Genomic DNA, 25354 nt, shown 5'->3' on the forward strand with positions numbered 1-25354 from the left:
GGCTCCCCGCCCTTCTCCCTTCATCCCTTCTCCCTTCATCCCTTCTTCCTTCTCCCTCCCCTCCTCCCCTTACCGCTTCTTTACGATGCGGACATGAAGGAAGAACCGGCGCAGGTCCGTTGGGAACACCTGACCCAGCGGCCCCTGATGGCGCTTGCGGTGCTGTTCGCCGTCGCCTATGCCGTGCCGATCGTGGACGACTCGGCCGGCCATGAGCTGACGGCCGTGTGCACGGGTGTCGAGTGGGTGGTGTGGGGGGCGTTCGCCGTCGACTACGTCGTACGGCTGTCGGTCTCGCGGGACCGTCGGGAGTTCGTACGACGACACTGGCTCGACCTGGGGGCGGTGGTCCTGCCTCTCCTCCAGCCGCTGCGGTTGCTCCGGCTCGTCGCCACGCTGCTGCTGGTGCAGCGCAGAGCGCGGATGGCCTCGCAGATCCGGCTGACGACGTATGTCGCGGGGGCGGTGGTCGGCCTGCTGATGTTCGGCTCCCTGGCAGTCCTCTCGGTGGAGCGGAACTCGCCGAACGGGAACATCCGGACGCTGGGTGACGCGGTGTGGTGGTCGTTCACGACGATGACGACGGTGGGGTACGGCGACCACGCCCCGACGACCGGTCTGGGCCGGGTGATCGCGGTCGGCCTGATGCTCTCCGGCATCGCCCTGCTCGGTGTCGTCACCGCGAACATCGCCGCGTGGTTCATCGCCCGCTTCGAGAAGGACGACGTGGAGGAACGCCGCCAGACGGAGGCGATCATGGCCTTGACGGAGGAGGTACGAGCGCTGCGCGCACAGGTCGCGGAGCTGCAACAGCAGCAGTCGGTCAGACCGTGAGGCGGGCCCCCGGTTCCCGAACCGGAGGCCCTCCCGCCAGCCAGATGACTGCCAAGAGCGTGTCTATGACGCCCCGTACGAAAGCGACCAACGAAGAAGCCAACGACCGCGCAGATACTGACTCTCCGAGGGACACCCCCAGACCCCCGGCGATGATTCCGAGCGTCGCGCGATCCGGCCCGGTCCGTGACCACGTCCGGTCGGCGGGGGGGAAGGCGTCGCGTCTTCGTACAGGGGCGGACCCCCGGCTCATCGCGCCAGGGGTCCCTCCCTCACTACCCCCGGCGCTAGAACATGCCGTTCCCCGGGGAAGCCGCTCCTGCCAGCCAGATGACTGCCAGGAGCGTGTCTATGGCGCCCAGTACGAAGGCGACCAGAGCCGTCACCGGGCGCGAGCGCGACCAGGTGCGGCCCATGGCCAGCCAACCGCAGACGATCGCCACCGGGCCGAGGATGATCCCCAGCACGAAGAAGCCGGCGACCGCGCAGATGACTCCGATGATTCCGAGCGTCGCGCGATCCGGCCCGGTCCGTGACCACGTCCGGCCACGTGAGCGGGGGTACCTGCGCGTTCCATGACCAAAGCCCGCCATCATCAACAACTCCCGGAACCCCTAGGCAAGTTGGGTTCGATGACTGGCGAGTACCCCCGATGCTCCTGCTAATCCTCCGGTCTTGCGGCGCGCCGCCCCCCTCCGGCAGCGCGCCGCAACGCCGGTCACCCGTCCCGCACTTGCCTGAGGAACATGCCGTACCGGAGGGCTTCACCTACTGTGACGTGCGGTGCGTGCCGGGAGCGAGGAATCTTTAGCGTCTTCACTCTGATGAGGGAAGTCCCGCTGAATTTCCTCAGATGTGGCCCACGCCCGCGCCCGCCTCCGCGTTCGCGCCCTTCTTCGTCAGCAGCGCCACGAAGATCGCGACGGCGGCCACGCCCGCGGCGACCAGCGACGCGAGGCTCATGCCCGAGATGAACGTGTCGTGCGCGACGTCGGTGATCTTCGCGGCGATCGCCTCCGGCGTCCCCTTGGCGATCGGCGGCACGCCGACCTGGACCGCCTCGGAGGCCTGCGCCTGCTGGGCGGGCGTGAGCGCCGGCAGTCCGGCGGCCTTCCAGTTGCCGGCCAGGTCGCTGTCGACCTTGGAGGCCATCACGGCACCGAGCACCGCCGTACCGAGGCTGCCGCCGATCTGCATCGCGGCCTGCTGAAGACCGCCGGCGACACCGGACAGCTCCAGCGGCGCGTTGCCGACGATGACCTCGGTCGCACCGACCATGACCGGGGCGAGACCCAGGCCCAGCAGGGCGAACCAGAGGGACATGACCGCGCTGCCGGTGTCCGTGTCCAGCGTCGACATGCCGTACATCGCTATCGCGGTCGCGGCCATACCGCCGGCCAGCGGGACGCGCGGGCCGAGCTTGGTGATCATCACGCCCGCCAGCGGGGAGCCGACGATCATCATGCCGGTGAGCGGTAGGAGGTGCAGACCCGCGTCGATCGGGCTCATGCCGTGCACGTTCTGGAGGTAGAACGTGACGAAGAACAGGCCGCCCATGAAGGCGATGGCCATCAGGACCATCAGGACCACGCCCGCGGAGAGGGCGACTGAGCGGAACAGGCCCAGCGGGATCAGTGGCTCCTTCACTCTGGTCTCCCAGAAGGCGAAGAGCGCGAAGCCCAGCACCGACACGGCGATGAACGCCCACGTCTTGCCGTCGCCCCAGCCCCACTCCGGGGCCTTGATCAGGGCCCAGACCAGGCAGAACATCGCGCCCGACAGCAGCCCGATGCCGAGCAGGTCGAAGGAGCGCGGGGCGTTCTCCGCACGGTGGTCGAGGAGGATCAGCCCGCCGAGGACGAGGGCGATGACGCCCACCGGCACGTTGATGAAGAACACCGACTGCCAGTTGACGTGTTCGACCAGGACGCCGCCCAGGATCGGGCCGCCCGCGGTGGAGGCGCCGATGACCATGCCCCAGATGCCGATGGCCATGTTGAGCTTCTCGGCCGGGAAGGTCGCCCGCAGCAGTCCGAGCGCGGCCGGCATCAGCAGCGCGCCGAACAGGCCCTGGAAGACGCGGAAGGTGACGACCGCGCCGATGCTGCTGGACAGCCCGATGGCACCGGACGCGGCGGCGAAGCCGACGACGCCGATGAGGAACGTCTGGCGGTGGCCGAAGCGGTCACCGAGCTTGCCCGCGGTGATCAGGGCGACCGCGAGGGCGAGGAAGTACCCGTTGGTGATCCACTGCACCTGGGCGAAGGTGGCGCCGAGGTCCTTCTGGATGGCCGGGTTGGCGATGGCCACGATGGTGCCGTCGAGGGCGACCATCATGACGCCGACGGCCACGGTGATGAGGGTGAACCAGGGATGGCCGCGCAGCCCGGCGGCCGGGGCCGGGCCCGACGGGGAGGCCGACGCCTCGTCCCCCGGCCCCGTCTTGTCGAGCGTGGTCTGACTAGTCATGCTCCGAGGCTAATGACAGCCGCTGACAATTGACAAAGCAATTCACAAGTCGGTAACTGACACACCATGGAAAACCTGCGCGAACGCAAGAAGCAGCGCACCCGTGAGGCCCTGCTGCGCGCCGCCCTCGAACTGTTCACCACGCGCGGGTACGAGCGCACGACCGTCGACGACGTCGTCGCCGCCGTCGACGTCTCGCAGCGCACCTTCTTCCGCTACTTCGCCAACAAGGAGGAGGCCGCCCTCGCCGTGGTGGAGCTGGCGGTGGCGCACTTCGTCGAGGCGGTGCGCGCCCGGCCGCCGCACGAGGCGCCGATGGAGGTCCTGCGGCAGGCGGTCGTGGAGGGCTGGGACTCGCTCAACGACGTCATCGAGTCCGTCGTACCGGTCGAGCTGTACCTGCGGATGTACCAGGTCATCGAATCGACGCCGGTGCTGCTCGCGGCCCATCTGCGGCGTTCCATGGAGAGCGAGGAGGCGCTCGCGCGGATCATCGCCGAGCGCGAGGGGCTCGACGTGGCGGCGGACCCGCGGCCCCGGCTCGTGGTGGCCGTCTTCAGCGGCGTGATGCGGATGACCGAGCGGCAGTGGAGCACCGGTGCGGACTTCGGTCTGGACGCGATGCGGTCGCTCACGGTCTCATATCTCGAACAGGTGGGCCCGGCACTGGCGGGCGACTGGCGAACAAACTGAGGTCATCGTCACGGCGACCGAAACGTGATCCCTGTCACTCGGTTAACGCGAGACCGTCTCGTTCTCCTAGTGTGTCCTCCCAGTGACTTCCTTCGACACCTCTCCCCAACTGAACGTCTGGCGCGCACTGCTCGCGCTGGCCGTGGTGTTCGTGATGCTGGCGACCACCGGGTGGACCGCGCTCAAGGGCGATCGGCCCACCACCCCGCTCCAGGCGTCGCTCAGCGCCTGGGAGCACGGTCGCATCGCAGGACACCACCTCCCCGACCCGGACGCCTCCCCCGCCCGGCTCGCCGTCTTCTTCGCCTCGCTCACCGCTCAGCAGCGCGGCAAGCTCGCCCACCGCTACCCGCTCGCGGTCGGCAACATGAACGGCGCCCCCGTCGAGCTGCGCTACCGCGCCAACCGCGTCGCGCTCGGCCAGGCCCGCAAGACCGAGCTGAAACGCATGCACGACAGCCGCCTGTCCCCGGACGGGCAACGCGACGCGGGCCGTCGTATGCACCGCTACGAGGCGCTGATGAGCGACGAGCGGCACATCCTCGCCTTCGACCCGGAGGGCTCGGGCCGGGTCGCCGAGGTCTTCGGCAGCCTGACCGAGGCGGAGCGGATCTCGGTCGTCGTCCCCGGCGTCGACACCGACCTGCTCACCTTCCAGCGCACCTACCGCAAGTACTCGGCCCCGGTCGGCATGGCCAAGTCCCTGTACGCGGCCGAGAAGGCGGCGAGCCCCTCGGTCCGTACGGCGGTGATCGCCTGGGCCGACTACACCGCGCCGGGCGGGATCGGCCTCGACTCGGCGACCGGCGTGCGGGCCGCCGAGGGGGCGGTCCGGCTGAACGCGCTGGTGCGCGCGCTGCCCGGCAGCGCCCCCGTCTCCCTGTTCTGCCACAGCTACGGCTCCGTGGTCTGCGGGGTCGCCGCGCGCGAACTTCCGGAGCGGGTGGCCGACATCGCGGTGGCCGGCAGTCCGGGGATGCGGGTCGAGAAGGCCTCCCATCTGCACACCTCGGCGCAGGTGTGGGCGATGCGGGACGCGGACGACTGGATCCAGGACGTGCCGTACCTGGAGCTCGGTGGTCTGGGTCATGGAGCCGATCCGGTGTCCTCCGCGTTCGGGGCCCGGGTGCTGTCGGCGGCGGACGCGAAGGGGCACAGCGGCTATTTCGAGCCGGGTACCGAGAGCCTGCTGAACTTCGCCGAGATCGGCGTCGGCGCATACCGCTCGGTGCACTGCTCCGACAACGACAAGGCGTGCCGGGCCGGTTTGTCCGGCGCCACGACGGACGGACGCGCGTAGAGGCGCAGGAATTGCGGTCTGCGCAGGGAGGCGACGGAGGAGCTCGTGCCGCATACGATGAGCCGCATGGGTGACGTACTGGCCGGATTTCATGCCGCCTGGGAGTTCGAGTCCGACTCTGTGCTCATCCGTTACGAACGAGGCATTCGAACACCCAAGCTGTTCCAGTCCCTGGGCGAGCGCCGGATTCCGCTGCGGGCGCTGTCCGGGGTGACCCTCACCCCGGGCAAGCGCGGCACGGTCGTCCTGCGCGCCGAGCCCAGGCCGGGCGCCGACCCTCTCATGGAGGCGGCGGCCGGGCAGCTGAAGGAAGGGTGCGACCCGTACCGGCTGGTGCTGCCGGCCGAGCGGGAGACCCTCGCCGAGTACTACGCCGACGAGCTGCGGGCACAACTGACGCCGGGCGACGAGCCGGTGGAACGCTTCCTCGTGCCGGCGCCCGAGGTGCCGTTGTCCTTCAAGGCGTACGACGGGAAGGCGTCCTTCGACGGGAAGACCGTGTTCTTCCGGTGGTTCTGGACGGGGGCGTCGTCGGCGAAGTGGAAGGCGGGCGACCAGAGTTTCGCCGTGTCCCAGCTGAGCGGGGTGGAGTGGCGGTCGCCGGAGGTGTTCGAGGGGCATCTACGGCTGCTGCGCAGTGACGTGGCGTCGCCCGCGCAGGCCGATCAGGATCCGGCGGCGGTGGTGTTCGGGCTGGGGTACGGGCCGGTCCATGAGTCGTTGCCGTTCGCCGCGGCGGTGTTGGCGGCGGTTCGGGAGCGCGGGGCCGTGGCGGCGGTGCCGGCCGCCGCGCCGAGGCGCGATCCGGCCGACATCGCTGAGCGGATTCGCCATCTGGGAGAGCTGCATCAGGCTGGGTTGGTGACTGATGAGGAGTTCTCCATGAAGAAGGCGGAGTTGTTGGCTGAGTTGTGAGGCAGTTCGTCGGGTGCGGGTGGTTCGTGGCTGGTCGCGCAGTTCCCCGCGCCCCTAAAAGCCTTTCACTCACGTCCGGCGGAAGTGAACGCCATATCGGCGTAGCGGTCGCCCGCCACCTTCCCCGCGATCGGCTCCAGCAACGCCAGTTCCGCCTCCGTCAGTTCGATGCCCACCGCCCCCACGTTCTCCTCCACCCGGCTCGCCTTCCGGGTGCCCGGGATCGGGATCACCGGCAGGTCGTGCACCTGTGCCTGCTGGTGGACCCAGGCCAGTGCCACCTGGCCCAAGGACACCCCGTGGGTCTCGGCCACCGTGCGGATCGGTTCCAGGAGGGCCACGTTCGACGCCGCGTTCTCGCCCGTGAAGCGGGGCTGCTGGCGGCGGAAGTCGCCGGCGGTGAGGTCCTTGTCGGCGTTGGCGAAGGAGCCGGTGAGGAAGCCGCGGCCGAGCGGGGAGTAGGGGACCAGGGTGACGCCGAGGTCGCGGGCGGTCGGGACCACGCCGGACTCGATGTCGCGGCTGAACAGGGACCACTCCGACTGCACGGCGGCGATGGGGTGGACGCCCTGGGCCGCCCGCAGCTCGGTGCCGGTGACCTCGCTCAGGCCCAGGTGCTTGACCTTGCCCTCGCGGACCAGTTCGGCCATGACGCCGACGGTCTCCTCGATCGGCACGTTCACATCGCGCCGGTGCATGTAGTAGAGGTCGATGACGTCGACGTCGAGGCGCTTGAGGCTGGCCTCGACGGCCTGGCGGATGTAGGGCGGGTCGTTGCGGATGATGCGCCGGGTCGGGTCGTCCGGCGGGACCGTCAGAGCGAACTTGGTGGCGATCACCAGCTCGTCGCGGTGGGCCTTGAAGAACGGGGAGAGGAACTTCTCGTTCTCCCCGGCGCCGTAGGCGTCCGCCGTGTCGTAGAGGGTGACGCCGAGTTCCAGGGCGCGTTCCAGGGTGGCGCGCGACTCGCCCGCGTCGGCGGGGCCGTAGGCGAAGCTCATGCCCATGCAGCCCAGGCCCTGAACTCCCACCTCGGGGCCGTCGGCGCCCAGTCGTGCGGTGGGGATCGTGCGGTCGGTCATCCGGCTTTCTCCGTTTCGTAGGCGCGACCGGCATCGGCGTAGAAGCTGATCTTCCGGTCGAGAACGGCGAGGGTGTCCTGGAGCTCCGCGATCCGGGACAGCACGTCCCGGCGGGTCGTCTCCAGAAGCTCGTACCGTTCGCTGAATGTGTGGTCGCCCTCGCGCACCAGTTCCGCGTACCGCACCATGTCGGCGACCGGCATGCCGGTGAGCCGGAGCTTGCCGACGAGGTCGAGCCAGTCCAGGTCGCGGTTGCTGTACCGGCGCTGGCCGGTGTGCGAGCGGTCGATGTGCGGCATCAGGCCGATGCGCTCGTACCAGCGCAGGGTGTGCGCGGACAGTCCGGTAAAGGCGACGACTTCGCTGATCGTGTAGCTGTCCTGGCCCTCGGGGCGCCGATGCGGGTGCGGCGGGGCGGCACAGCTGTCGGTCCTGGTACCCGTGGTCGTGGTCTCCATCACCGTCATGACCCCCACGCTAAAACCTTGGAGTGCACTCCAAGCAAGCGGAACAGGTAAGAAATCCGCAGGACGGGACGGGGCGCGCTGACTAGCGTGCGGGACATGAGTCTCGTACGACGTGCTGAGCCCGAGGATGCCGCGGAAGTGCTGCGGCTGCGCCAGGTGATGATCGACTCGATGGCCGGTGCCGACCCGTCCACAGCGTGGCACACGGAGTCGCTGCCGGTCCTGCGGGCCCGGCTGGCGGAGCCGGACGGGGACTTCGCCGCCTTCGTCGTCGACCACCCCGAGCGGTCCGGAGCCCTGGCGGCGCTGGTGTGCGGGACGGTCGACTACCGGATCGGCAAGGCCGGGAACCCGCACGGTGTCGTCGGCTTCGTCTTCAGCGTCGCCACCGACCCCGACGCCCGGCGGCGGGGATACGCGCGTGCCGGCATGACCGCGCTGCTGGACTGGTTCCGTGAGCGCGGTGTCCGCCGCGTCCAGCTCACCGCGTCGACCGAGGCCAGGACGCTGTACGACTCCCTCGGCTTCCTGCCCAAGCCGGACCCCTTGCTGGAGCTGGCGCTGTGAGCGCTTAGGCTCGACGGCATGTCGTTGAAGAGCCTCGCGCTGATCGAGAACTGGCCGGTTCCCACCGCCGCGGCGGGTGTCGTACAGGCTGACGGTACGGTCCTCGGCACCCACGGGCCCGTCGACCGGCGTTTCCCGCTGGCCTCGGTCACCAAGCCGCTCGCGGCGTACGCGGCGCTCGTCGCGTACGAGGAGGGCGCGATCGAGCTCGACGAGCCGGCGGGGCCCGCCGGGTCGACGGTCCGGCATCTGCTCGCCCACACCTCGGGGCTGGCCTTCGACGAGCACAGGGTGACCGCGCCTCCCGGTGAGCGCCGGCTGTACTCCAACGCCGGGTTCGAGCAGCTCGGCGACCACATCGCGAAGGCGACGGACATCCCCTTCGCCGAGTATCTGCGCCAGGCGGTCCTGGAGCCGCTGGGCATGGCGTCGACCTCGCTGGAGGGCTCGCCGGCCAAGGACGGTGTGTCGACGGTCGGGGATCTCGCCCGGTTCGCCGCCGAGGTCCAGGCACCGCGCCTTCTCGACCCCCGCACGGTCGCCGACGCGATGACCGTCCAGTACCCGGGCACCAAGGGTGTTCTGCCGGGCTACGGCCACCAGAACCCCAACGACTGGGGCCTCGGCTTCGAGATCCGCGACGCCAAGTCCCCCCACTGGACGGGCTCTTCGTCCTCGCCGCGCACCTTCGGGCACTTCGGTCAGTCCGGTACGTTCCTGTGGGTCGACCCGGGCGCGGGGGCGGCCTGCGTGGCGCTGACGGACCGGGCGTTCGGGCCGTGGGCGGTGGAGGCGTGGCCGCCGTTCACGGACGCGGTGCTGGCCGAACTCCGCGGCCGCTAGGCCATCTCCCACAGCAGCAGCTCGGCCCGCGTCACCGCCACGGCGTCCACGTCCTCGGCGTCGGTGATGCGTGCCGCGTCGCCGGGCCCCAACTCGTCTCCGCCCAGCCGGACTTCACCGCGTACGACATGGACGTACACGTACGCCCCGTCCGGCACCGCGGTCCGCTCCCCCGCCGCGAGGCGCCGTACGTGGAGCATCGCGGCCGCCTCCGGGACGGCGTACGGGGTGGAGTCGGCGATGCCGCGGACGATCTCGTAGGCGGGGTCACCGCCCGGCTCCCGCGGGGCCAGCCACATCTGGAGGAAGGTCAGGGGCCGGTCCCCGTCGTTGCGCTCCACGTGCCGGACGCCGCCGGCGGAACTCAGCCGCTGCACGTCCCCGGCGCGGACCCGCGTCTCGTGCCCCGCCGAGTCGCGATGTGTGAGCTCGCCCTGCACCACCCACGTCACGATCTCGGTGTGGCTGTGCGGATGCTCGTCGAAGCCCGCGCCGGGGGCGAGCCGCTCCTCGTTGCAGGCGATCATCGCGCCGAAGCGGAGGTTGTCGGGGTCGTAGTGGGAGCCGAAGGAGAAGGCGTGACGGGAGTCGATCCCGGCCGCCGGGTCGCCCCCCGGGAAACGCTCACCAGCACGTCGCACATCCATCACGAGCCCCACCGTAGACCCCGCCAGCGCATGCTCCCGTCCGGATAAGGCAGTCTTGTCCCGTGCCCGAACCCGAAACCGGCAACACCGCAGCCGCCGCATCCGTCGTCCATCCGCACTCCGCGACCCTGAAGAGGCTGGAGAAGTCGTCCGGGTCCCTCGCCGCGCAGGCCATCGCGCGCATGGACGAGACACTGCCGTGGTACCGGGCCATGCCCCCGGAGAACCGTTCCTGGATCGGGCTGGTCGCGCAGGCCGGTATCGCCGCCTTCACCGAGTGGTTCCGGCATCCCGACGCTCCGCAGGCCATCTCCACCGACGTCTTCGGCACCGCTCCCCGCGAGCTGACCCGGGCCATCACCCTGCGGCAGACCGTCGAGATGGTGCGCACCACCATCGAGGTCATGGAGAGCGCCATCGACGAGGTGGCGGCTCCCGGTGACGAGTCCATCCTGCGCGAGGCCCTGCTCGTGTACGCCCGCGAGATCGCCTTCGCCACCGCCCAGGTCTACGCCCAGGCCGCGGAGGCACGGGGTGCCTGGGACGCCCGTCTCGAGTCGCTGGTCGTCAACGCCGTGCTGAGCGGCGAGGCCGACGAAGGGGCGGTCAGCCGGGCCGCCGCTCTCGGATGGAACGCTCCCGAACATGTCTGTGTCGTCCTCGGCACCGCCCCCGACGGGGACTCCGAGCTGACCGTCGAGGCCATCCGGCGGGCCGCCCGGCACGCCAAGCTCCAGGTGCTCACCGGGGTGCTCGGCGACCGGCTCGTCGTCATCGCCGGCGGCAGCGACAATCCGCTCGCGGTCGCCAAGTCGCTGATCGGGCCTTATGCGGCGGGACCTGTGGTCGCCGGGCCCGTGGTGCCCGATCTGCTGGCCGCGACCCGGTCCGCGCAGGCCGCCGCGGCCGGTCTGAAGGCATGTTCCGCCTGGCAGGACGCCCCGCGCCCGGTACTGGCCGACGATCTGCTGCCGGAGCGCGCGATCGCCGGTGACCCCAGCGCCCGCGAGCAACTGGTGGAGGAGATCTACAGACCGCTGGAGCAGGCCGGCTCGGCACTGCTGGAGACGCTCTCCGTCTATCTCGAACAGGCGAGCAGTCTCGAAGGCGCGGCCCGGATGCTCTTCGTCCATCCCAACACCGTGCGCTACCGGCTTCGACGTGTGACTGACGTCACCGGCTGGTCACCCTCGGATGTACGCTCGGCATTCACGTTGCGGATCGCGCTGATCCTGGGGCGTCTGGTCGACGGGGATCTCCAGCTCTAGGCTTTTGTCGGGGGCCCACAAAACCCCCCCGTGTTCTTCGTCCCTGTCCCCACGGGCGGCCGTGGCCGTCCACAAGAGAGAGTGTGAGAGTGCTCGTACTCGTCGCTCCCGGCCAGGGCGCCCAGACGCCCGGCTTCCTGACTCCTTGGCTCGAACTCCCCGGTGCCGCCGACCGCGTCGCCGCGTGGTCGGACGCCATCGGGCTGGACCTTGCCCACTACGGCACACAGGCCGACGCGGACGCCATCCGTGACACCGCGGTGGCGCAGCCGCTGCTGGTCGCCGCCGGGATCCTGTCGGCGGCGGCACTCGGTGCCGTCACGCCCGGCGCGGTCGCGGGCCACTCCGTCGGTGAGTTCACCGCCGCCGCCCTCGCCGGTGTCCTCGACGACACCGCCGCCCTCACCCTCGTGCGCAAGCGCGGTCTGGCGATGGCCGAGGCCGCCGCGATCACCGAGACCGGGATGTCGGCGCTGCTCGGCGGCGACCCCGAGACCTCCGTGGCGCACCTGGAGAAGCTCGGTCTGACCCCGGCGAATGTGAACGGCGCGGGCCAGATCGTGGCCGCCGGCACGCTGGAGCAGCTCGCCGCGCTGAACGAGGACAAGCCCGAGGGTGTCCGCAAGGTCATCGCGCTGAAGGTGGCCGGCGCCTTCCACACGCACCACATGGCGCCCGCGGTCGACGCGCTGGCGAAGGCCGCCGAGGCCGTCACGCCCACCGACCCGACGCTCCCCTACGTCTCCAACAAGGACGGACGGACCGTCGCCACCGGCGCCGAGGTGCTGGAGCGGCTGGTCGGCCAGGTGGCCAACCCGGTCCGCTGGGACCTGTGCATGGAGACGTTCAAGGAGCTCGGCGTCACCGCGCTCGTCGAGGTGTGCCCGGGCGGCACCCTCACCGGGCTCGCCAAGCGTGCCCTGCCGGGTGTGAAGACCCTGGCGCTCAAGACCCCCGACGACCTCGACGCCGCTCGCGAGCTCATCGCCGAGCAGAGCGCCTGAAAAGGAGCCAACGAGCAATGTCGAAGATCAAGCCCAGCAAGGGCTCCCCGTACGCGCGGATCATGGGCGTCGGCGGCTACCGCCCGACCCGGGTCGTGCCCAACGAGGTGATCCTCGAGACGATCGACTCGTCCGACGAGTGGATCCGTTCGCGCTCCGGCATCGAGACCCGGCACTGGGCGAACGACGAGGAGACCGTCGCCGCGATGTCGATCGAGGCGTCCGGCAAGGCCATCGCGGACGCCGGGATCTCCGCCGAGCAGATCGGCGGCGTGATCGTCTCGACCGTCTCGCACTTCAAGCAGACCCCGGCCGTGGCGACGGAGATCGCCGACAAGCTGGGCACGAACAAGGCCGCCGCGTTCGACATCTCCGCCGGCTGCGCGGGCTTCGGCTACGGCCTGACCCTCGCCAAGGGCATGATCGTCGAGGGTTCGGCCGAATACGTCCTCGTCATCGGCGTCGAGCGGCTCTCGGACCTGACCGACCTGGAGGACCGCGCGACGGCCTTCCTGTTCGGTGACGGTGCCGGCGCCGTCGTCGTGGGCCCCGCCAAGGAGCCGGGCATCGGCCCGACGGTGTGGGGCTCCGAGGGCGACAAGTCCGAGACGATCAAGCAGACCGTGCCGTGGACGGACTACCGTTCCGGCGAGGTCGCCAAGTTCCCCGCCATCACGCAGGAGGGCCAGGCGGTGTTCCGCTGGGCCGTCTTCGAGATGGCGAAGGTCGCCAAGGAGGCGCTGGACGTCGCCGGCATCACCGCGGACGACCTGGATGTCTTCATTCCGCACCAGGCCAACGAGCGGATCATCGACTCGATGGTGAAGACACTGAAGCTGCCGGAGTCCGTCACGGTCGCCCGTGACGTTCGCACCACCGGCAACACCTCGGCCGCCTCGATCCCGCTCGCGATGGAGCGGCTCCTGGCGACCGGCGAGGCCAAGAGCGGCGACACCGCGCTCGTCATCGGCTTCGGGGCGGGTCTCGTCTACGCCGCCACTGTCGTTACCCTCCCCTAGGCACTCCGTGCCGGATCACACGGTCCGGTACGGGAAGCACCACCTGCCACACCCTCTGGATCAAGAAGAAGGAGCGCCTCACATGGCCGCCACTCAGGAAGAGATCGTCGCCGGTCTCGCCGACATCGTGAACGAGATCGCCGGCATCCCGGTCGAGGACGTCCAGCTGGACAAGTCCTTCACCGACGACCTGGACGTCGACTCGCTGTCCATGGTCGAGGTCGTCGTCGCCGCTGAAGAGCGCTTCGACGTCAAGATCCCGGACGAGGACGTCAAGAACCTCAAGACGGTCGGCGACGCGACCGACTACATCCTCAAGCACCAGGCCTGAGCCACCCCTTAGGCCCGGCTGCACAAGCCCCGCCACCCGGCGGTGGCGCCGCTGAATCCTCGTGATACTTGGAGAAAGATTTCCCGTGAGCCCGACCAATCGCACCGTGGTCGTCACCGGTATCGGCGCAACCACACCGCTGGGTGGCGACGCAGCCTCTACCTGGGAAGGCCTGATCGCCGGCAAGTCCGGTGTGAAGCCCCTTGAGCAGGAGTGGGCGGCCGACCAGGCCGTCCGCATCGCGGCGCCCGTCGCCGTGGAGCCGACCGAGGTCATCCCCCGGCCGCAGGCCCGCCGCCTCGACCGCTCGGCGCAGTTCGCGCTGATCGCGGCCAAGGAGGCGTGGGCGGACGCCGGGTTCGAGGCCAAGGCCGGCGAGGACCCCGCCGTCGACCCCGACCGTCTGGGGGCCGTCATCGCCTCCGGCATCGGTGGCGTCACGACGCTGCTCGACCAGTACGACGTGCTGAAGGAGAAGGGCGTCCGCCGCGTCTCCCCGCACACCGTCCCCATGCTCATGCCGAACGGCCCCTCGGCCAACGTCGGTCTGCTCGTCGGTGCCCGTGCCGGTGTGCACACCCCGGTGTCCGCCTGCGCCTCGGGCGCGGAGGCCATCGGCTACGCCATCGAGATGATCCGCTCCGGCCGCGCCGACGTCGTCGTCGCGGGTGGCACGGAGGCGGCGATCCACCCGCTGCCCATCGCCGCGTTCGGCAACATGATGGCGATGTCCAAGAACAACGAGAACCCGCAGGGCGCCTCGCGTCCCTACGACACCGCGCGCGACGGCTTCGTGCTCGGCGAGGGTGCCGGTGTCATCGTCCTGGAGTCCGCGGAGCACGCCGCCAAGCGCGGTGCCCGCGTGTACGCCGAGGCCGTGGGCCAGGGCATCTCCGCCGACGGTCACGACATCGTGCAGCCGGAGCCGGAGGGCCGGGGCATCGCCCACGCCCTTCAGAACCTGCTGGACAACAGCGACCTGGACCCGGCGGAGATCGTGCACGTCAACGCGCACGCCACCTCGACGCCGGCCGGTGACGTGGCCGAGCTGAAGGCGCTGCGCAAGGTGTTCGGCGACGACACCGACCACTTCGCGGTGTCCGCGACGAAGTCCATGACGGGCCACCTGCTGGGTGGTGCCGGTGGTGTGGAGTCCGTCGCCGCGATCCTCGCCCTGTACCACCGGGTCGCGCCGCCGACCATCAACGTCGAGAACCTCGACCCGGAGGCGGAGGCCAACGCCGACGTCGTCCGCGGTGAGGCGCGCAAGCTGCCCGTGGAGGGCCGTATCGCCGCGCTGAACGACTCGTTCGGCTTCGGCGGCCACAACGTGGTGCTGGCGTTCCGCACGGTCTGAGCAGTGCTCGTACGCAACGGAAGGGCCCCCACCGGTCGGTGGGGGCCCTTCGGCGTGTCCACGAGGCCTAGACCACCTGGTGCAGCCAGCGCACCGGCGCGCCCTCGCCGGCGTACCGGAACGGCTCCAGCTCGTCGTCCCACGGCTTGCCCAGGAGTTTGGCGATCTCGGCCTCCAGGTCCGTCTCGCCCTGCTGGGAGCGGGTCAGGGCGGCGCGCAGCCGGTCCTCGGGGATCAGGATGTCGCCGTGGATGCCGGTGACGGCGTGGAAGATGCCGAGGTCGGGGGTGCAGCTGTAGCGCTCGCCCTCGGCCGTGGGGCAGGGCTCGGCGGTCACCTCGAAGCGGAGCAGGTGCCAGCCTCTGAGGGCCGACGCGAGCTTGGAGGCGGTGCCCGGCTGGCCTTGCCAGGAGAACTCCGAGCGCCAGGTGCCGGGGGCCGCGGGCTGCCGGATCCAGTCGAGGTTGACGCGCGTGCCGAGCACTCCGGCGACGGCCCACTCGACGTGCGGGCACAGCGCGCGCGGAGCGGAGTGCACGTACAGAACTCCACGTGTCGTCACCGGGACCTCCGGGCAGAGCGGGACCATTGTGCGGACGAGATGAGTGGCGGTGGCGGCAGCCACGTTGATGGCGAGGCTACCGTGCGGCGGCGCAAGGAGTGTGACGTACCGTCGGTCCCGGTGCCGGGAAACGCCCGCCATTCACCCGGCAGGACGCTAGTACGGGGGGTTCGGGGTTCCCGGGGCGTGGTCGGGAACCCCCGTGCGTTGTCATGGAGGGGGACGAATTCCGCAAGGACCTGCAAGTCGACCGAGGGGGTCACCAGGGGATGCGTAGCCGGGGTGCGCGTGCCGTTCTCGCCGTCGTGACGGCGGGTGTTCTGGGCGTCGCGGGGTGCGATGCCGTCGGTGGCAACGCGTCGGAGCCGTCCGGCTCCGCGGCCCAGAGAGTCAAGCCGTCCCCGTCGCCGACGCCGCTGTGGGACCGCAGCCCGGCATCGCTCGCCGCGGTCGGTGACTCCATCACCCGGGGTTTCGACGCCTGTTCGCTGCTCAAGGACTGCGCGGAGGCGTCGTGGGCGACCGGCAGCGACACCGCGGTCGACAGTCTCGCCGTACGCCTGCTGGGGCGGGCGAAGGCGGCGTCGTCCAGCTGGAACTACGCGGTGACCGGGGCGCGGATGGCGGATCTCGCCGGGCAGATGGCGCAGGCGGCGACGCGGCGGCCGGAGTTGGTGACGGTGATGGCGGGGGCCAATGACGCGTGCCGGGACTCGGCCGCGGCGATGACGTCGGTGGCCGATTTCCGGGCGCAGTTCGAGGAGGCGATGGACACGCTGCGGGCGGCCGCGCCGAAGGCGCAGGTGTATGTGGCGAGCGTGCCGAACCTGAAGCGGCTGTGGTCGCAGGGCCGGACGAACCCGCTGGGCAAACAGGTGTGGAAGCTGGGGATCTGCCCGTCGATGCTGGGCGACGCGGACGCGCTGGACGCGGCGGCGACCGAGCGGCGCGACACCGTGCAGGAGCGGGTGGAGGCGTACAACGAGGTGTTGGAGTCGGTGTGCGCGAAGGACAAGCGGTGCCGTTTCGACGGCGGCGCGGTCTACGAGTACCGGTTCGGGACCGACCAGTTGAGCCACTGGGACTGGTTCCACCCGAGTGTGGACGGCCAGGCGAGGCTCGCTGACATCGCCTACCGGAAAGTCACCGCTCCCACCGCGTGACTTAAAGTTCCGCACATGAACGAACTCTTCGGCACACTTCCCGACGGCACCCCGGTTCACCGCTGGACGCTGGAGCGGGCCGGTGTGCGGGTGCGGGTGTTGTCGTACGGCGGGATCGTGCAGTCGGTGGAGGTGCCGGACCGGGACGGGCGCGTCCACAACGTGGTGCTGGGGTTCGCGGACCTGGACGGCTATCTCACGCACACCGGGCCCTACTTCGGCGCGCTGATCGGCCGCTTCGCGAACCGGATCGCCGGCGGCCGCTTCCCGCTGGACGGGGTGACGTACGCGCTCGCGCCCAACGGCGCGCCCAACTCGCTGCACGGTGGCGAGCGCGGCTTCGACAAGCGGGTGTGGGACGTGACGCCGGTCGGCGAGCACGGACTGCGGCTGGCGCGGGTCAGTCCGCACGGCGAGGAGGGGTTCCCGGGGCGGCTCGACGTCTCGGCGACCTACGCGCTGGACGCCGACGGGGCGCTGCGGATCGCCTACGAGGCGACGACGGACGCGCCGACCGTCGTCAACTTCACCAACCACAGCTACTTCAACCTGGCCGGCTCCGGGAACGCCGGCGGTCATGAGCTGCGGCTGGCCGCCTCCCGGTACACGCCGGTGGACGCGGACCTGATCCCGACCGGGGCGCTGGAGGATGTGACGGGCGGGCGGTTCGACTTCCGTGAGGGGCGCAAGACCGGGTCGGGCTACGACCACAACTTCGTGCTCGACAAGGGCGTGACGGACGCGCCCGTCGAGGTCGCCGAGCTGTACGACCCCTCCTCCGGCCGCGTCCTGACCGTCTCGACCACCGAGCCGGGCTTGCAGCTCTACACCGCCGATCATCTGCCCGAGCCCTTCGCCCCCTGCGACGGCGTGGCACTGGAGACCCAGCACTTCCCCGACTCCCCCAACCAGCCCGACTTCCCCAGTACGGTCCTGCGCCCCGGCGCGGTGTTCCGCTCGGAGACGGTGTACGCGTTCGGCACGCGCTGAGCTCCCCGGGAAAGCATTTGCCCCGACCCGGGTGTCAGGTCCCGGGCCGGGGCTGCTCGTGGGGAGACTTGTCCCGGATCAGACGTTAATCGTCTCGGTGAGACGGCGGTCCGTGATCGACCGTCCGATCTCGATCTCGTACGAACCCTTCACAAACGACCACGCTCCCTCCTCCTCGCTCCAGGTCTCGAAGGCCCGGCGGGGGATCTCCACCGTGACCTCGGCGGTCTCGCCGGGGGCCGCCTCGACCCCGGCGAAGCCGGCGAGGGCGCGCTCCGGGCGGTCGCCCGGCTCGGCGGGGGCGAGATAGACCTGGACCACCTCACGGCCCGCGCGCTCGCCGGTGTTGCGGACGCGGACCTTGACGGTCGTACCGGTGACCTCGACGGATTCGTAGGCCCAGTCGGTGTAGCCGAGGCCGTGGCCGAAGGGGTACGAGGGGGTGCGGCCCTCCTTCGCCCAGGCGCGGTAGCCGATGAAGACGTCCTCGGTGTACGGGAGCCGGCCGTCCTGCGGGGTGACCCGGGTGACCGGGGCGTCGGCGAGGGCGCCCCAGGTGGTGGGGAGGCGGCCGCCGGGCTCGTGGGCGCCGGTGAGGACATCGGCGAGGGCCGCGCCGCCCTCCTGGCCGGGGAACCAGCTGAGCAGGACGGCGGCGACGTCGTCGCGCCACGGGAGCTCCACCGGGGAGCCGGAGTTGACGACCACGACCGTGTTCGGGTTGGCGGCGGCGACGGCGCGGACCAGGTCGTCCTGGCGGCCGGGCAGGTTCATGTCCTTGCGGTCGAAGCCCTCGGACTCGACGCGATCGGTGGTGGCGACCACGACGACGGCCGTGTCGGCGTTCCGCGCGGCCGCCACCGCCTCCGTGATCAGCTCGTCGGGGTCGCGCTGCGGCTCCTGGTGGGCGAGGGCGAAGGCGACGACCTTGAAGGGGAAGCCCTCGGGGAGCCGGAAGACATGGGTGAGGGAGACCTCGACCGGCTCTGAGGCGGTCAGTTCGACCTCGGCGCGCGGCACCGGGGAGCCGAAGAAGGCCTCGAACGGGTCGGTGGTGTCGGCGGGGAGCTGGAGGTCGTCGTAGTACGGGGTGCCGTCGACGGTGAGGGTGAAGGCGCCGACGCCCTTGATGCCGAAGGTGTGCGGGCCGGTGTCACGCGGGGTGAAGGTGCCGGTCAGCTCGATGGTGTGGAGGGTGTCGTGGGTGACGCCGTCGGGGAGGTCGTCGCCCATCCACTGGATCTGGCCGTTGGGCGCGGAGCCTGTGCCGAGGACGTTGCCGTCGGCGTCCCGGCAGACGGCGTGCAGCGTGAAGCCCTTGTCGGCGACGGCGAGTTCGGTGTCGGGGTCGGCGCCGACGGCGTACGTCAGGTCGGGCAGGGCCGCGGTGAGGCCGTCGAGCGGGGAGACGATCCGGGACGGGAAGACGGTGGCGGAGCCACCGCCGAGGACACGGGCGTCGCGGGCGGCGGCGCCGATGAGGGCGACGCTCCCGGGCTTCAGCGGCAGGGCGCCCTGGTTGCGGACCAGGACGAAGGCGCGGCGGGCGATCTCGCGGGCGAGCGCCTGGCCGTCGACGGTGTCGGGGAGTTCGGTGACGACGGGTTCGACGTCCGCCAGGGCGCCGACGCGGGCGGCGAGCCGCAGGACGTTGCGGACGGCGGTGTCGACCTTGGCCTCGTCGACCTCGCCGTCCCGCACGGCCTGGGCGAGCGCGGGGCCGTAGACGGTCTGCGGGCCGGGCATGGCCACGTCGAGGCCGCCCTCGATGGCGCCCTTGGTGGAGCGGGCGGCCATCCAGTCGGAGACGTTGTAGCCGTCGAAGCCCCACTCGCCGCGCGCGATCTCGTTCACCAGGTGGTGGTGCTCGGTCATGGTGACGCCGTTGACCTGGTTGTAGGCGGTCATGATGCCCCAGGGGCGGGCGTTCTCGACGATGAGCTCGAAGGGCCGCAGATACAGCTCGCGCAGGGCCCGTTCGGAGACGAGGTTGTCGACGGTGAAGCGGTCGGTCTCGGCGTCGTTGGCGACGAAGTGCTTGACGGTGGTGCCGACGCCGCCGGACTGGACGCCGCTCACGTATCCCGCGCCGATCAGACCGGTCAGGTACGGGTCCTCGCTGTAGGCCTCGAAGTGCCGGCCGCCGAGCGGGGAGCGGTGCAGGTTGACGGTGGGGGCGAGCAGCACGTGGACGCCCTTGCGGCGGGCCTCCTGGGCGAGCAGGACGCCTGCGCGGCGGGCGAGTTCGGGGTCCCAGGTGGCGCCGAGGGCGGTCGGGGACGGCAGGGCGATCGACGGGTCGTCGGCGGTCCAGCGCACCCCTCGGACGCCGATCGGGCCGTCGGACATGACGAGCGACGCGAGGCCGATCTCGGGCAGGGCGGGCAGCGTCCACATGTCCTGGCCGGACAGCAGCCGGGCCTTGGCATCCAGGTCGAGCTTGCCGAGAGCGGCCTCGACGGCGGCCTCGCGGGCCTGGTCGGCGGTTCCCTGCATCACGGTGCCTCCTCGTCGAAGTCCCTGCACGCCTCCATCCTGCCTCGGCGACCCGCGACGCGGTCGAGACCGCGACCGTCAATCGGGGAACCCCTGAACTTCCCGGCTACTGGCGCCAGATGACGGCCAGGGCCTTGCTCACCACGCATACGACGGCGAAGGCCACGGCCCAGCCCACGGCCCCGGCGGCGGACAGCGCGGCCACGCCCGCCCCGAACCAGAGCAGTTCGAAGCCGACGCGGACCGCACCTCGGGTCTTGTACGGGGCCTTCGGCGAACCGAAGCACGACCACAGCACGATGAGCACGGCCGGGGCGCCGAGGCCGAACAGCCAGGTGAGCGGGGTCGCCACGGCACGGGTGAAGCCCCAGTAGCCGACGGCCGCCAGCGCGCCCAGTTCGATGAGGAAGAGCACGCCCAGGTTCGTCGCCTTCATGGCAGGCAGTATCACCCGGAAGGGATCACCGCGGTGCGGGCACCGCGGCGACGACCTCCACCTCGATCAGGGCCTCCGCCCGGAACAGCCGCGGCACCTCGAACGTCATGCTGGTGGGCGGGGTGCCGGTGAGGAACTCCCCGCGTACGGCGCCGTATTCGGCGAGGCGGCCGATGTCCGTCAGATAGGTCCGGATGTTGATGACGTCGGCGAGTGTCGCGCCGTGCGCCCTCAGCAGCGCGTCGATGGTCTCGAAGACGCCCCGGCTCTGCTCGGCGAGGGTGTCGCCCTCGGCTATCTGGCCGGAGAGGAACAACAGGGCGCTGCCGTCGGCCTGTTCGACGCGGGCGACCTGGGAGTAGTAGGGGCTCAGGGGCTGGGGTGCGGAGGCCGGGTTGTCGAGGGTGATCTTCACGGGGTTTGGTTCCTTCAGCGGTCGGCGGTACGGATGCGGGCGGCGGCCACGGAGATGTCCGTGCCGGGCTCGGCGACCCGTCGGTACTGGTCCGACGCGGCCTCGATGACGGGCAGTTCGGCGGCCTGCGTGGCCAGGTCGAGGTCCTTCACCGCGAGCGCCGTGTCGAAGTGGACGCCCTCCGCGAAGGCGCGGGCGACGGCTCCCCCGAGGGGACTGTGGGCGAGGGCCGCGCGGGCCGTCTCCCCGTCCAGACCGAGGGCGTCGGCGAGCCGCAGCGCCTCGGCGACGACCGCGATCCCCCCGATGACGGCCGAGTTGACGACGAGCTTGAGCGCGGCGCCGGAGCCGAGCGGCCCGGTGCGGGTGACGGTGCCGAGGTGCGCGAGGACATGCGCGACGGGGGCCGTGTCACCGCCGGCGAGGATGCCGAGCGTGCCCGCGGCGGCCTTGTCGGTGCTGCCCATGACGGGGGCGTCGACGACGGAGACGCCGGCGAACCGGTCGAGTCGGCGTACGGCGTCGGGCCCGACGGTGGACATCTCGATCCAGTGCGTGCCGGGGCGCAGGGCCGGTGCGATGGCCTCCGTGACCGCCTCCAGCGCGGCCGGCCCGGCGAGCATCGTGACGACGACGTCGGCGTCCCGTACGGCGTCGGCGGGTGACACGGCCGCGACGGCTCCCTCGGCGACGAGGGCCGCGGTCTTCTCGGCGGTGCGGTTCCAGACCGTCAACGGGTGGCCGGCGGCGAGGAGTCGGCGGGCCATGGGGGCGCCCATGTGCCCGAGGCCCAGGAATGCGATGTGCTCCATGGCCACGACGCTATGCGGCGGCCGACGCATGCGACAAGCGAATGTCTAGCATGGCTGCCATGCCGACCTCGCATGAATTCGAGACGCTCGACCTCTCGACCGTCTGGCTGCGGGCCTTCCTGGAGGTCGCCCGCCAGGGGTCCTTCACCGTCGCCGCGCGCGGCCTCGGCTGGACCCAGTCCGCGGTGTCCCGGCAGATCTCCTCGCTGGAGGCGGCCCTGGGCGGCGCCCCGCTCTTCGACCGGCTGCCGAGGGGCGTACGGCTCACCGAGGCCGGTCGCGTGCTCGTGCCGTACGCCGAGACCGTCGCCGAGGCACTGCGGGGCGCCGGGCGGGAGCTCACCGCCCTGCGGGAACTCGCGGGCGGGCGGCTGCGGTTCGGGGCGTTCGCGACGGCCGACGCGGCGCTGGTGCCGCAGGCGCTGGCCGCGTTCCGGGCCCGGCATCCGAAGGTGCGGGTCGCCCGCGAGGAGGGCTTCACCCCGAGGCTCCTGGACCGGCTGACCGCCGGCCATCTGGACCTGGCGGTCGTCTCGACGACGGGCCGCCCGCCCTTGGAGTCGTACGACCTGCACCACCTCCTCGACGAGTCCCTGTACGTCGCCGTCCCCGCCGGTCATCCGCTGGCGGACGGCCGCCCGGTGCGGCTCGGCCGGTTCGCCGACGCGGACTGGATCTCGGGGAGCGCCCGCCCGGAGGGGACGCTGCTGGACGCGGCCCTGCGAGAGGGGTTCCGGCCCCGGGTCGCGCATGTCGTCGCCGAGTGGACCGCCAAGCAGGGGTACGTCGCCGCGGGCCTCGGTGTGACGCTCGTACCGGCGCTGGCCGCCGCGTCCGTACGACCCGACGTGGCCCTGGTGCCGGTGCTGGACGAGGGGGCTCCGGCGCGGGCGGTGTACGCGGCGACGGTGCGGGGCCAGTCGCCGGCCCCGGCGGCGGAGGCGTTCGTGGGGGCGCTGCGGGAGGCGGCCGGCCGGCTCCCCTCCTGAACCACGCGCCATGGCGTAGACCACTTCCGTCACGCGATACTCGGCGCACTCCCCCACACCAAACGGAGGCTGAACTCCCGTGACTTCCCTACGTGTTCGCATCGGCGTTCTCGGATTCGCCCTGGTGGCCGGGCTCACGGCCGCCCCGCACCCGGCCCGGGCGGCCGCCGCCACCGTCGAGGAGCAGCGGCTCGGCAACGCGGTGCCGCAGGAGATTCTCCGGCGGTCCGGTTTCGACTCCGTGGCACCGGAGTTCGCGCAGGCGCTCGGCTCGGCGCACAGCTATGCGCAGGCCCGCCGGATCGTCGTACGCGAAGGATCGGCACTGTGGGAGCGGGCCGTCGACCGGGCGCAGGGGCGTGGGCCCGCGGGCGGGGATCTGAGCCGGGACGACGATCGGCCCCTGTACTGGGCGCGGTTGGGGATGACCCGGGAAGTGCGGGGATGGGAGCCGGAGTTCGGGCTCAGCGACCGCCAACGAACCGCCCTGCTCGATAAGTTGGAGCGGACCTCGCGCGGGCAGACCGACATCCACTACCCCAAGGGCGGCAAGCGGGTCCTCGTCACCGGGTTCGATCCGTTCACTCTCGACCGGGACATCCGGATCTCCAACCCGTCCGGGGCGACCGCGCTCGCGCTCGACGGGACGGTCATCGAGACGGCGGACGGGCCGGCGCGGGTGGAGACGGCCGTGTTCCCGGTGCGGTGGCAGGACTTCGCGGACCAGACCGTGGAGCGGACGCTGCGGCCGTACCTGAAGAAGGTCGATCTGTTCACGACCGTCAGCCAGGGGCGGGTCGGGCGGTTCGACGTCGAGCGGACCAACGGGGCCTGGCGGGGCGGGTTCCCGGACAACGAGAACGTGAGCCGGACGGAGACCGTGCCGGTCACCGATCCGGCCTCGCAGCCGCAGTGGACGACGACGACCTTGCCGTACAAGGCGATGGTGGCTGCCGCAACCGGCCGGTTTCCCGTCTACGACAACACGAGCGTGACCGAGATACCGGCCGGAGGGACGGACCCGGTCGTGCGCCCGGACGGGCCGACGGAGGGGTCGACGGCCCGGGCCGGGGGCGGCGGGAACTACCTCTCCAACGAGATCGCCTATCGCGCCACGCTGTTGCGGGACCGGCTCGGGCTGCATGACCGGCTGCCGGGTGGCCATGTGCACACGCCCGTGCTTCAGTTCGGGGCCGGGAACACGACCGAGGTGACCGACCCGGAGTTCGTGGCGAACCGGCTCGACATCATCGCGCAGGTGCGGGCGATCCTGACGGTCGCCGTCAGTGCGACGGAGCGAACGCGAGGCTGATGCCGAGGCCGGCCAGGACCGACCCGATCACCTTGTTGAGGACCTTCTGACCGCGCAGCATCAGGGTGCGCATCCGGTCGTGGGAGAAGAAGACCGCGACGACGCCGAACCACAGCAGGTGGGCCAGCGACATGAACAGGCCGTAGCCCACCTGCTGGTAGACCGGGGTGCCGGGGCTGACGACCTGGGCGAACGTCGAGACGACGAAGAGCGTCGTCTTGGGGTTGAGGACGTTGGTGAGGAACCCGGAGCGCAGGGCCTGGAGCGGGGTGAGGTCCGACGTGGTCTCCAGGTCGACCTCGACCTCGCCTCGGGCGCGGAAGGTACGGATGCCGATATAGACGAGGTAGGCGGCGCCCACCAGCTTGATGACCGTGAACAGGAAGGTGGAGGAGGCGATCAGCAGGCCCACGCCGAGCATCGTGTAGGTGACGTGGACCAGGACGCCCGCGGCGACGCCGGTCGCGGCGAGGAGGCCGGTGCGGCGGCCGTGGAGGTAGCTGTTGCGGACGACCATGGCGAAGTCGGCGCCGGGGGCGATGACGGCCAGGACGGTGATGACGGCGACGGCGAGTATCTCGGTCAAGAGGTGACTTCCTCTACGTCGTTGGAGTCGTCCAGCGTCTCCTCACCGAGCAGCTCGCGGGCCATGAGGGTGGCGCCCGCGACCGCGCCCGGCATCAGGAACACCGCGACGAACGGGACCAGGAAGGCCAGGCCCAGGGGCGTGCCGAAGCCCCAGACCAGGGTCTTGCGGGAGCGGAGCAGGGCGAGCCGGTCGCGGAGTTCGACGCCGCGGCGCTGCATGGCGACGGCGACGAGTTCCTCGGTGAGGAAGAAGCCGGTGACGAAGAAGCCGATGACGGGAACGACCGTCTGCCCGACGAACGGGATGAACCCGAGGCCGAAGAGCAGGACGCCCCACAGCAGGGCGCGGAAGAGGATGCGCAGGCTGTCCCGCGCCGAGATCCACAGCTCCCGCCAGAGCGGGAGGTTCGACTCGGGGGCGGTGCCGTCCGGGGAGACGTCACGGTCGACCTTCTCCGACAGGCTCTCGTAGAACGGCTGGCCTATCAGCAGCGTGACCGCGGTGAAGGTGAGGACCGCGAGGAGCAGGGCGAGCGCCCACAGCACGACGGTGAGGAAGCCGCGGAAGAGCCCCGCCCAGGGGCTCGACCAGTCGTCGGCGAACGGTGTCGCCCAGGCGACGAGGTCGTCGCCCCAGATCGCGAGCGACACCAGGGCGGCCCCGTAGAGGACGAGGGTGATGAGCCCCGGGATCAGCCCGAACTCGTACTGCTTGCCGTGCCGGGCCACCCACCGCTGGCCCTTCAGGAGGTACTTGAACCCCACCCCAAGATCGCGCATGGCCGAACTCTATCG

27 protein-coding genes are annotated in these 25354 nt (G+C 71.0%); 15 read left to right on the forward strand and 12 right to left on the reverse strand.

From position 1 onward, the window contains the following. The first annotated feature begins 93 nt into the window (after positions 1-93). A complete protein-coding gene (locus tag EJC51_RS15745) occupies positions 94-834 on the forward strand; it encodes a potassium channel family protein (RefSeq protein ID WP_126271666.1) in 741 nt (246 codons plus the stop codon). A 287-nt stretch (positions 835-1121) separates the two neighbouring features. Here the strand turns inward: EJC51_RS15745 and EJC51_RS15755 are convergent, their stop codons facing one another. Together EJC51_RS15755 and EJC51_RS15760 are read right to left on the reverse strand one after the other, a co-directional pair. Beyond that, entirely contained in the window at positions 1122-1430 is a 309-nt protein-coding gene (locus EJC51_RS15755) for a small hydrophobic protein (RefSeq protein WP_079309777.1), read from the reverse strand. A gap of 253 nt (positions 1431-1683) precedes the next feature. Next, positions 1684-3303 carry an MFS transporter gene (locus EJC51_RS15760; RefSeq protein WP_126271668.1) on the reverse strand — a complete coding sequence of 540 codons (1620 nt, stop codon included), beginning with the start codon at positions 3301-3303 and terminating at the stop codon, positions 1684-1686. A 66-nt stretch (positions 3304-3369) separates the two neighbouring features. Between EJC51_RS15760 and EJC51_RS15765 the strand changes: the two genes are divergently transcribed. The 3 genes from EJC51_RS15765 to EJC51_RS15775 all read left to right on the forward strand — a co-directional run bounded on the left by EJC51_RS15765 (position 3370) and on the right by EJC51_RS15775 (position 6211). Then, positions 3370-3996 (forward strand): TetR family transcriptional regulator, encoded by a 627-nt coding sequence (locus EJC51_RS15765; RefSeq protein ID WP_126271669.1) that lies wholly within the window; start codon positions 3370-3372, stop codon positions 3994-3996. A gap of 82 nt (positions 3997-4078) precedes the next feature. Then, positions 4079-5296, forward strand: a complete 1218-nt coding sequence (locus tag EJC51_RS15770) for an alpha/beta hydrolase (protein ID WP_126271670.1) — start codon at positions 4079-4081, stop codon at positions 5294-5296. A 57-nt stretch (positions 5297-5353) separates the two neighbouring features. Next, a complete protein-coding gene (locus tag EJC51_RS15775) occupies positions 5354-6211 on the forward strand; it encodes a DUF4429 domain-containing protein (RefSeq protein WP_126276967.1) in 858 nt (285 codons plus the stop codon). 65 nt (positions 6212-6276) lie between these two features. Here the strand turns inward: EJC51_RS15775 and EJC51_RS15780 are convergent, their stop codons facing one another. Both EJC51_RS15780 and EJC51_RS15785 read right to left on the reverse strand, forming a co-directional pair. Then, positions 6277-7293: an aldo/keto reductase gene (locus EJC51_RS15780; protein WP_126271671.1), complete on the reverse strand. Its 1017-nt coding sequence runs from the start codon at positions 7291-7293 to the stop codon at positions 6277-6279. Next, on the reverse strand, positions 7290-7760 hold the full coding sequence (locus EJC51_RS15785; RefSeq protein ID WP_126271672.1) for a MerR family transcriptional regulator: 471 nt from the start codon (positions 7758-7760) through the stop codon (positions 7290-7292). Before EJC51_RS15785 ends, EJC51_RS15780 begins: the two co-directional genes overlap by 4 nt. 96 nt (positions 7761-7856) lie before the next feature. Between EJC51_RS15785 and EJC51_RS15790 the strand changes: the two genes are divergently transcribed. Both EJC51_RS15790 and EJC51_RS15795 read left to right on the forward strand, forming a co-directional pair. Then, a complete protein-coding gene (locus EJC51_RS15790) occupies positions 7857-8327 on the forward strand; it encodes a GNAT family N-acetyltransferase (protein WP_126271673.1) in 471 nt (156 codons plus the stop codon). Between the two features lie 18 nt (positions 8328-8345). Continuing rightward, positions 8346-9170: a serine hydrolase domain-containing protein gene (locus EJC51_RS15795; protein ID WP_126271674.1), complete on the forward strand. Its 825-nt coding sequence runs from the start codon at positions 8346-8348 to the stop codon at positions 9168-9170. Here the strand turns inward: EJC51_RS15795 and EJC51_RS15800 are convergent. Next, on the reverse strand, positions 9167-9817 hold the full coding sequence (locus EJC51_RS15800) for a pirin family protein (protein ID WP_126276968.1): 651 nt from the start codon (positions 9815-9817) through the stop codon (positions 9167-9169). The genes EJC51_RS15795 and EJC51_RS15800 overlap by 4 nt on opposite strands. Positions 9818-9879: 62 nt before the next feature. On the opposite strand from EJC51_RS15800, the gene fasR reads away from it, so the two are divergent. The 5 genes from fasR to EJC51_RS15825 all read left to right on the forward strand — a co-directional run bounded on the left by fasR (position 9880) and on the right by EJC51_RS15825 (position 14796). Continuing rightward, positions 9880-11085 carry a fatty acid biosynthesis transcriptional regulator FasR gene (gene fasR / locus EJC51_RS15805; RefSeq protein ID WP_126271675.1) on the forward strand — a complete coding sequence of 402 codons (1206 nt, stop codon included), beginning with the start codon at positions 9880-9882 and terminating at the stop codon, positions 11083-11085. A gap of 89 nt (positions 11086-11174) precedes the next feature. Further along, complete coding sequence (locus EJC51_RS15810) at positions 11175-12089, forward strand: ACP S-malonyltransferase (protein WP_126271676.1); 915 nt, start codon at positions 11175-11177, stop codon at positions 12087-12089. A gap of 17 nt (positions 12090-12106) precedes the next feature. After that, entirely contained in the window at positions 12107-13108 is a 1002-nt protein-coding gene (locus tag EJC51_RS15815) for a ketoacyl-ACP synthase III (protein ID WP_097263609.1), read from the forward strand. 82 nt (positions 13109-13190) lie between these two features. Then, complete coding sequence (locus EJC51_RS15820; protein ID WP_015660680.1) at positions 13191-13439, forward strand: acyl carrier protein; 249 nt, start codon at positions 13191-13193, stop codon at positions 13437-13439. Positions 13440-13524: 85 nt separating this feature from the next. Continuing rightward, entirely contained in the window at positions 13525-14796 is a 1272-nt protein-coding gene (locus EJC51_RS15825; protein WP_126271677.1) for a beta-ketoacyl-[acyl-carrier-protein] synthase family protein, read from the forward strand. Between the two features lie 67 nt (positions 14797-14863). Here EJC51_RS15825 and EJC51_RS15830 read toward each other — a convergent pair whose 3' ends face one another. Next, positions 14864-15358, reverse strand: a complete 495-nt coding sequence (locus EJC51_RS15830; protein ID WP_059192193.1) for a DUF3145 domain-containing protein — start codon at positions 15356-15358, stop codon at positions 14864-14866. A gap of 269 nt (positions 15359-15627) precedes the next feature. On the opposite strand from EJC51_RS15830, the gene EJC51_RS15835 reads away from it, so the two are divergent. Together EJC51_RS15835 and EJC51_RS15840 are read left to right on the forward strand one after the other, a co-directional pair. Further along, positions 15628-16521 (forward strand): SGNH/GDSL hydrolase family protein, encoded by an 894-nt coding sequence (locus EJC51_RS15835; protein ID WP_126271678.1) that lies wholly within the window; start codon positions 15628-15630, stop codon positions 16519-16521. Positions 16522-16536: 15 nt separating this feature from the next. After that, positions 16537-17511, forward strand: a complete 975-nt coding sequence (locus EJC51_RS15840; RefSeq protein WP_126271679.1) for an aldose epimerase family protein — start codon at positions 16537-16539, stop codon at positions 17509-17511. Between the two features lie 78 nt (positions 17512-17589). Here EJC51_RS15840 and EJC51_RS15845 read toward each other — a convergent pair whose 3' ends face one another. The 4 genes from EJC51_RS15845 to EJC51_RS15860 form a co-directional block, all read right to left on the reverse strand. Next, positions 17590-20007: a beta-glucosidase family protein gene (locus EJC51_RS15845; protein ID WP_126276969.1), complete on the reverse strand. Its 2418-nt coding sequence runs from the start codon at positions 20005-20007 to the stop codon at positions 17590-17592. A 106-nt stretch (positions 20008-20113) separates the two neighbouring features. Next, complete coding sequence (locus tag EJC51_RS15850; protein ID WP_126271680.1) at positions 20114-20443, reverse strand: YrdB family protein; 330 nt, start codon at positions 20441-20443, stop codon at positions 20114-20116. Between the two features lie 25 nt (positions 20444-20468). Then, positions 20469-20858, reverse strand: a complete 390-nt coding sequence (locus tag EJC51_RS15855; protein ID WP_126271681.1) for a RidA family protein — start codon at positions 20856-20858, stop codon at positions 20469-20471. A gap of 14 nt (positions 20859-20872) precedes the next feature. After that, a complete protein-coding gene (locus EJC51_RS15860; protein WP_126271682.1) occupies positions 20873-21670 on the reverse strand; it encodes an NAD(P)-dependent oxidoreductase in 798 nt (265 codons plus the stop codon). 50 nt (positions 21671-21720) lie between these two features. On the opposite strand from EJC51_RS15860, the gene EJC51_RS15865 reads away from it, so the two are divergent. Next, positions 21721-22659, forward strand: coding sequence for a LysR family transcriptional regulator (locus EJC51_RS15865; RefSeq protein ID WP_425276792.1), 939 nt, complete (start codon positions 21721-21723; stop codon positions 22657-22659). 79 nt (positions 22660-22738) lie between these two features. Next, complete coding sequence (locus EJC51_RS15870; protein WP_126271684.1) at positions 22739-23971, forward strand: pyroglutamyl-peptidase I; 1233 nt, start codon at positions 22739-22741, stop codon at positions 23969-23971. Here the strand turns inward: EJC51_RS15870 and EJC51_RS15875 are convergent. Then, the gene (locus EJC51_RS15875) at positions 23943-24557 is read right to left on the reverse strand and encodes a LysE family translocator (RefSeq protein WP_126271685.1); all 615 of its coding nucleotides are present in this window, start codon (positions 24555-24557) and stop codon (positions 23943-23945) included. The two genes, EJC51_RS15870 and EJC51_RS15875, sit on opposite strands and share 29 nt — an antisense overlap. After that, entirely contained in the window at positions 24554-25339 is a 786-nt protein-coding gene (locus EJC51_RS15880; RefSeq protein WP_126271686.1) for an EI24 domain-containing protein, read from the reverse strand. Before EJC51_RS15880 ends, EJC51_RS15875 begins: the two co-directional genes overlap by 4 nt. Positions 25340-25354: the final 15 nt, after the last annotated feature.

It is taken from the genome of Streptomyces aquilus (genome assembly GCF_003955715.1).
Classification (GTDB): Bacteria; Actinomycetota; Actinomycetes; order Streptomycetales; family Streptomycetaceae; genus Streptomyces; species Streptomyces aquilus.

Excerpts from the sequence above, each read along its gene's own strand:
- EJC51_RS15745 (WP_126271666.1), top strand. The coding sequence starts at position 94 with ATGAAGGAAGAACCGGCGCAGGTCCGTTGGGAACACCTGACCCAGCGG.
- EJC51_RS15755 (WP_079309777.1), bottom strand. The coding sequence starts at position 1,430 with ATGATGGCGGGCTTTGGTCATGGAACGCGCAGGTACCCCCGCTCACGT.
- EJC51_RS15760 (WP_126271668.1), bottom strand. The coding sequence starts at position 3,303 with ATGACTAGTCAGACCACGCTCGACAAGACGGGGCCGGGGGACGAGGCG.
- EJC51_RS15765 (WP_126271669.1), top strand. The coding sequence starts at position 3,370 with ATGGAAAACCTGCGCGAACGCAAGAAGCAGCGCACCCGTGAGGCCCTG.
- EJC51_RS15775 (WP_126276967.1), top strand. The coding sequence starts at position 5,354 with ATGAGCCGCATGGGTGACGTACTGGCCGGATTTCATGCCGCCTGGGAG.
- EJC51_RS15780 (WP_126271671.1), bottom strand. The coding sequence starts at position 7,293 with ATGACCGACCGCACGATCCCCACCGCACGACTGGGCGCCGACGGCCCC.
- EJC51_RS15785 (WP_126271672.1), bottom strand. The coding sequence starts at position 7,760 with ATGACGGTGATGGAGACCACGACCACGGGTACCAGGACCGACAGCTGT.
- EJC51_RS15790 (WP_126271673.1), top strand. The coding sequence starts at position 7,857 with ATGAGTCTCGTACGACGTGCTGAGCCCGAGGATGCCGCGGAAGTGCTG.
- EJC51_RS15795 (WP_126271674.1), top strand. The coding sequence starts at position 8,346 with ATGTCGTTGAAGAGCCTCGCGCTGATCGAGAACTGGCCGGTTCCCACC.
- EJC51_RS15800 (WP_126276968.1), bottom strand. The coding sequence starts at position 9,817 with ATGGATGTGCGACGTGCTGGTGAGCGTTTCCCGGGGGGCGACCCGGCG.
- EJC51_RS15815 (WP_097263609.1), top strand. The coding sequence starts at position 12,107 with ATGTCGAAGATCAAGCCCAGCAAGGGCTCCCCGTACGCGCGGATCATG.
- EJC51_RS15820 (WP_015660680.1), top strand. The coding sequence starts at position 13,191 with ATGGCCGCCACTCAGGAAGAGATCGTCGCCGGTCTCGCCGACATCGTG.
- EJC51_RS15835 (WP_126271678.1), top strand. The coding sequence starts at position 15,628 with ATGCGTAGCCGGGGTGCGCGTGCCGTTCTCGCCGTCGTGACGGCGGGT.
- EJC51_RS15840 (WP_126271679.1), top strand. The coding sequence starts at position 16,537 with ATGAACGAACTCTTCGGCACACTTCCCGACGGCACCCCGGTTCACCGC.
- EJC51_RS15845 (WP_126276969.1), bottom strand. The coding sequence starts at position 20,007 with ATGCAGGGAACCGCCGACCAGGCCCGCGAGGCCGCCGTCGAGGCCGCT.
- EJC51_RS15850 (WP_126271680.1), bottom strand. The coding sequence starts at position 20,443 with ATGAAGGCGACGAACCTGGGCGTGCTCTTCCTCATCGAACTGGGCGCG.
- EJC51_RS15860 (WP_126271682.1), bottom strand. The coding sequence starts at position 21,670 with ATGGAGCACATCGCATTCCTGGGCCTCGGGCACATGGGCGCCCCCATG.
- EJC51_RS15865 (WP_425276792.1), top strand. The coding sequence starts at position 21,721 with ATGGCTGCCATGCCGACCTCGCATGAATTCGAGACGCTCGACCTCTCG.
- EJC51_RS15880 (WP_126271686.1), bottom strand. The coding sequence starts at position 25,339 with ATGCGCGATCTTGGGGTGGGGTTCAAGTACCTCCTGAAGGGCCAGCGG.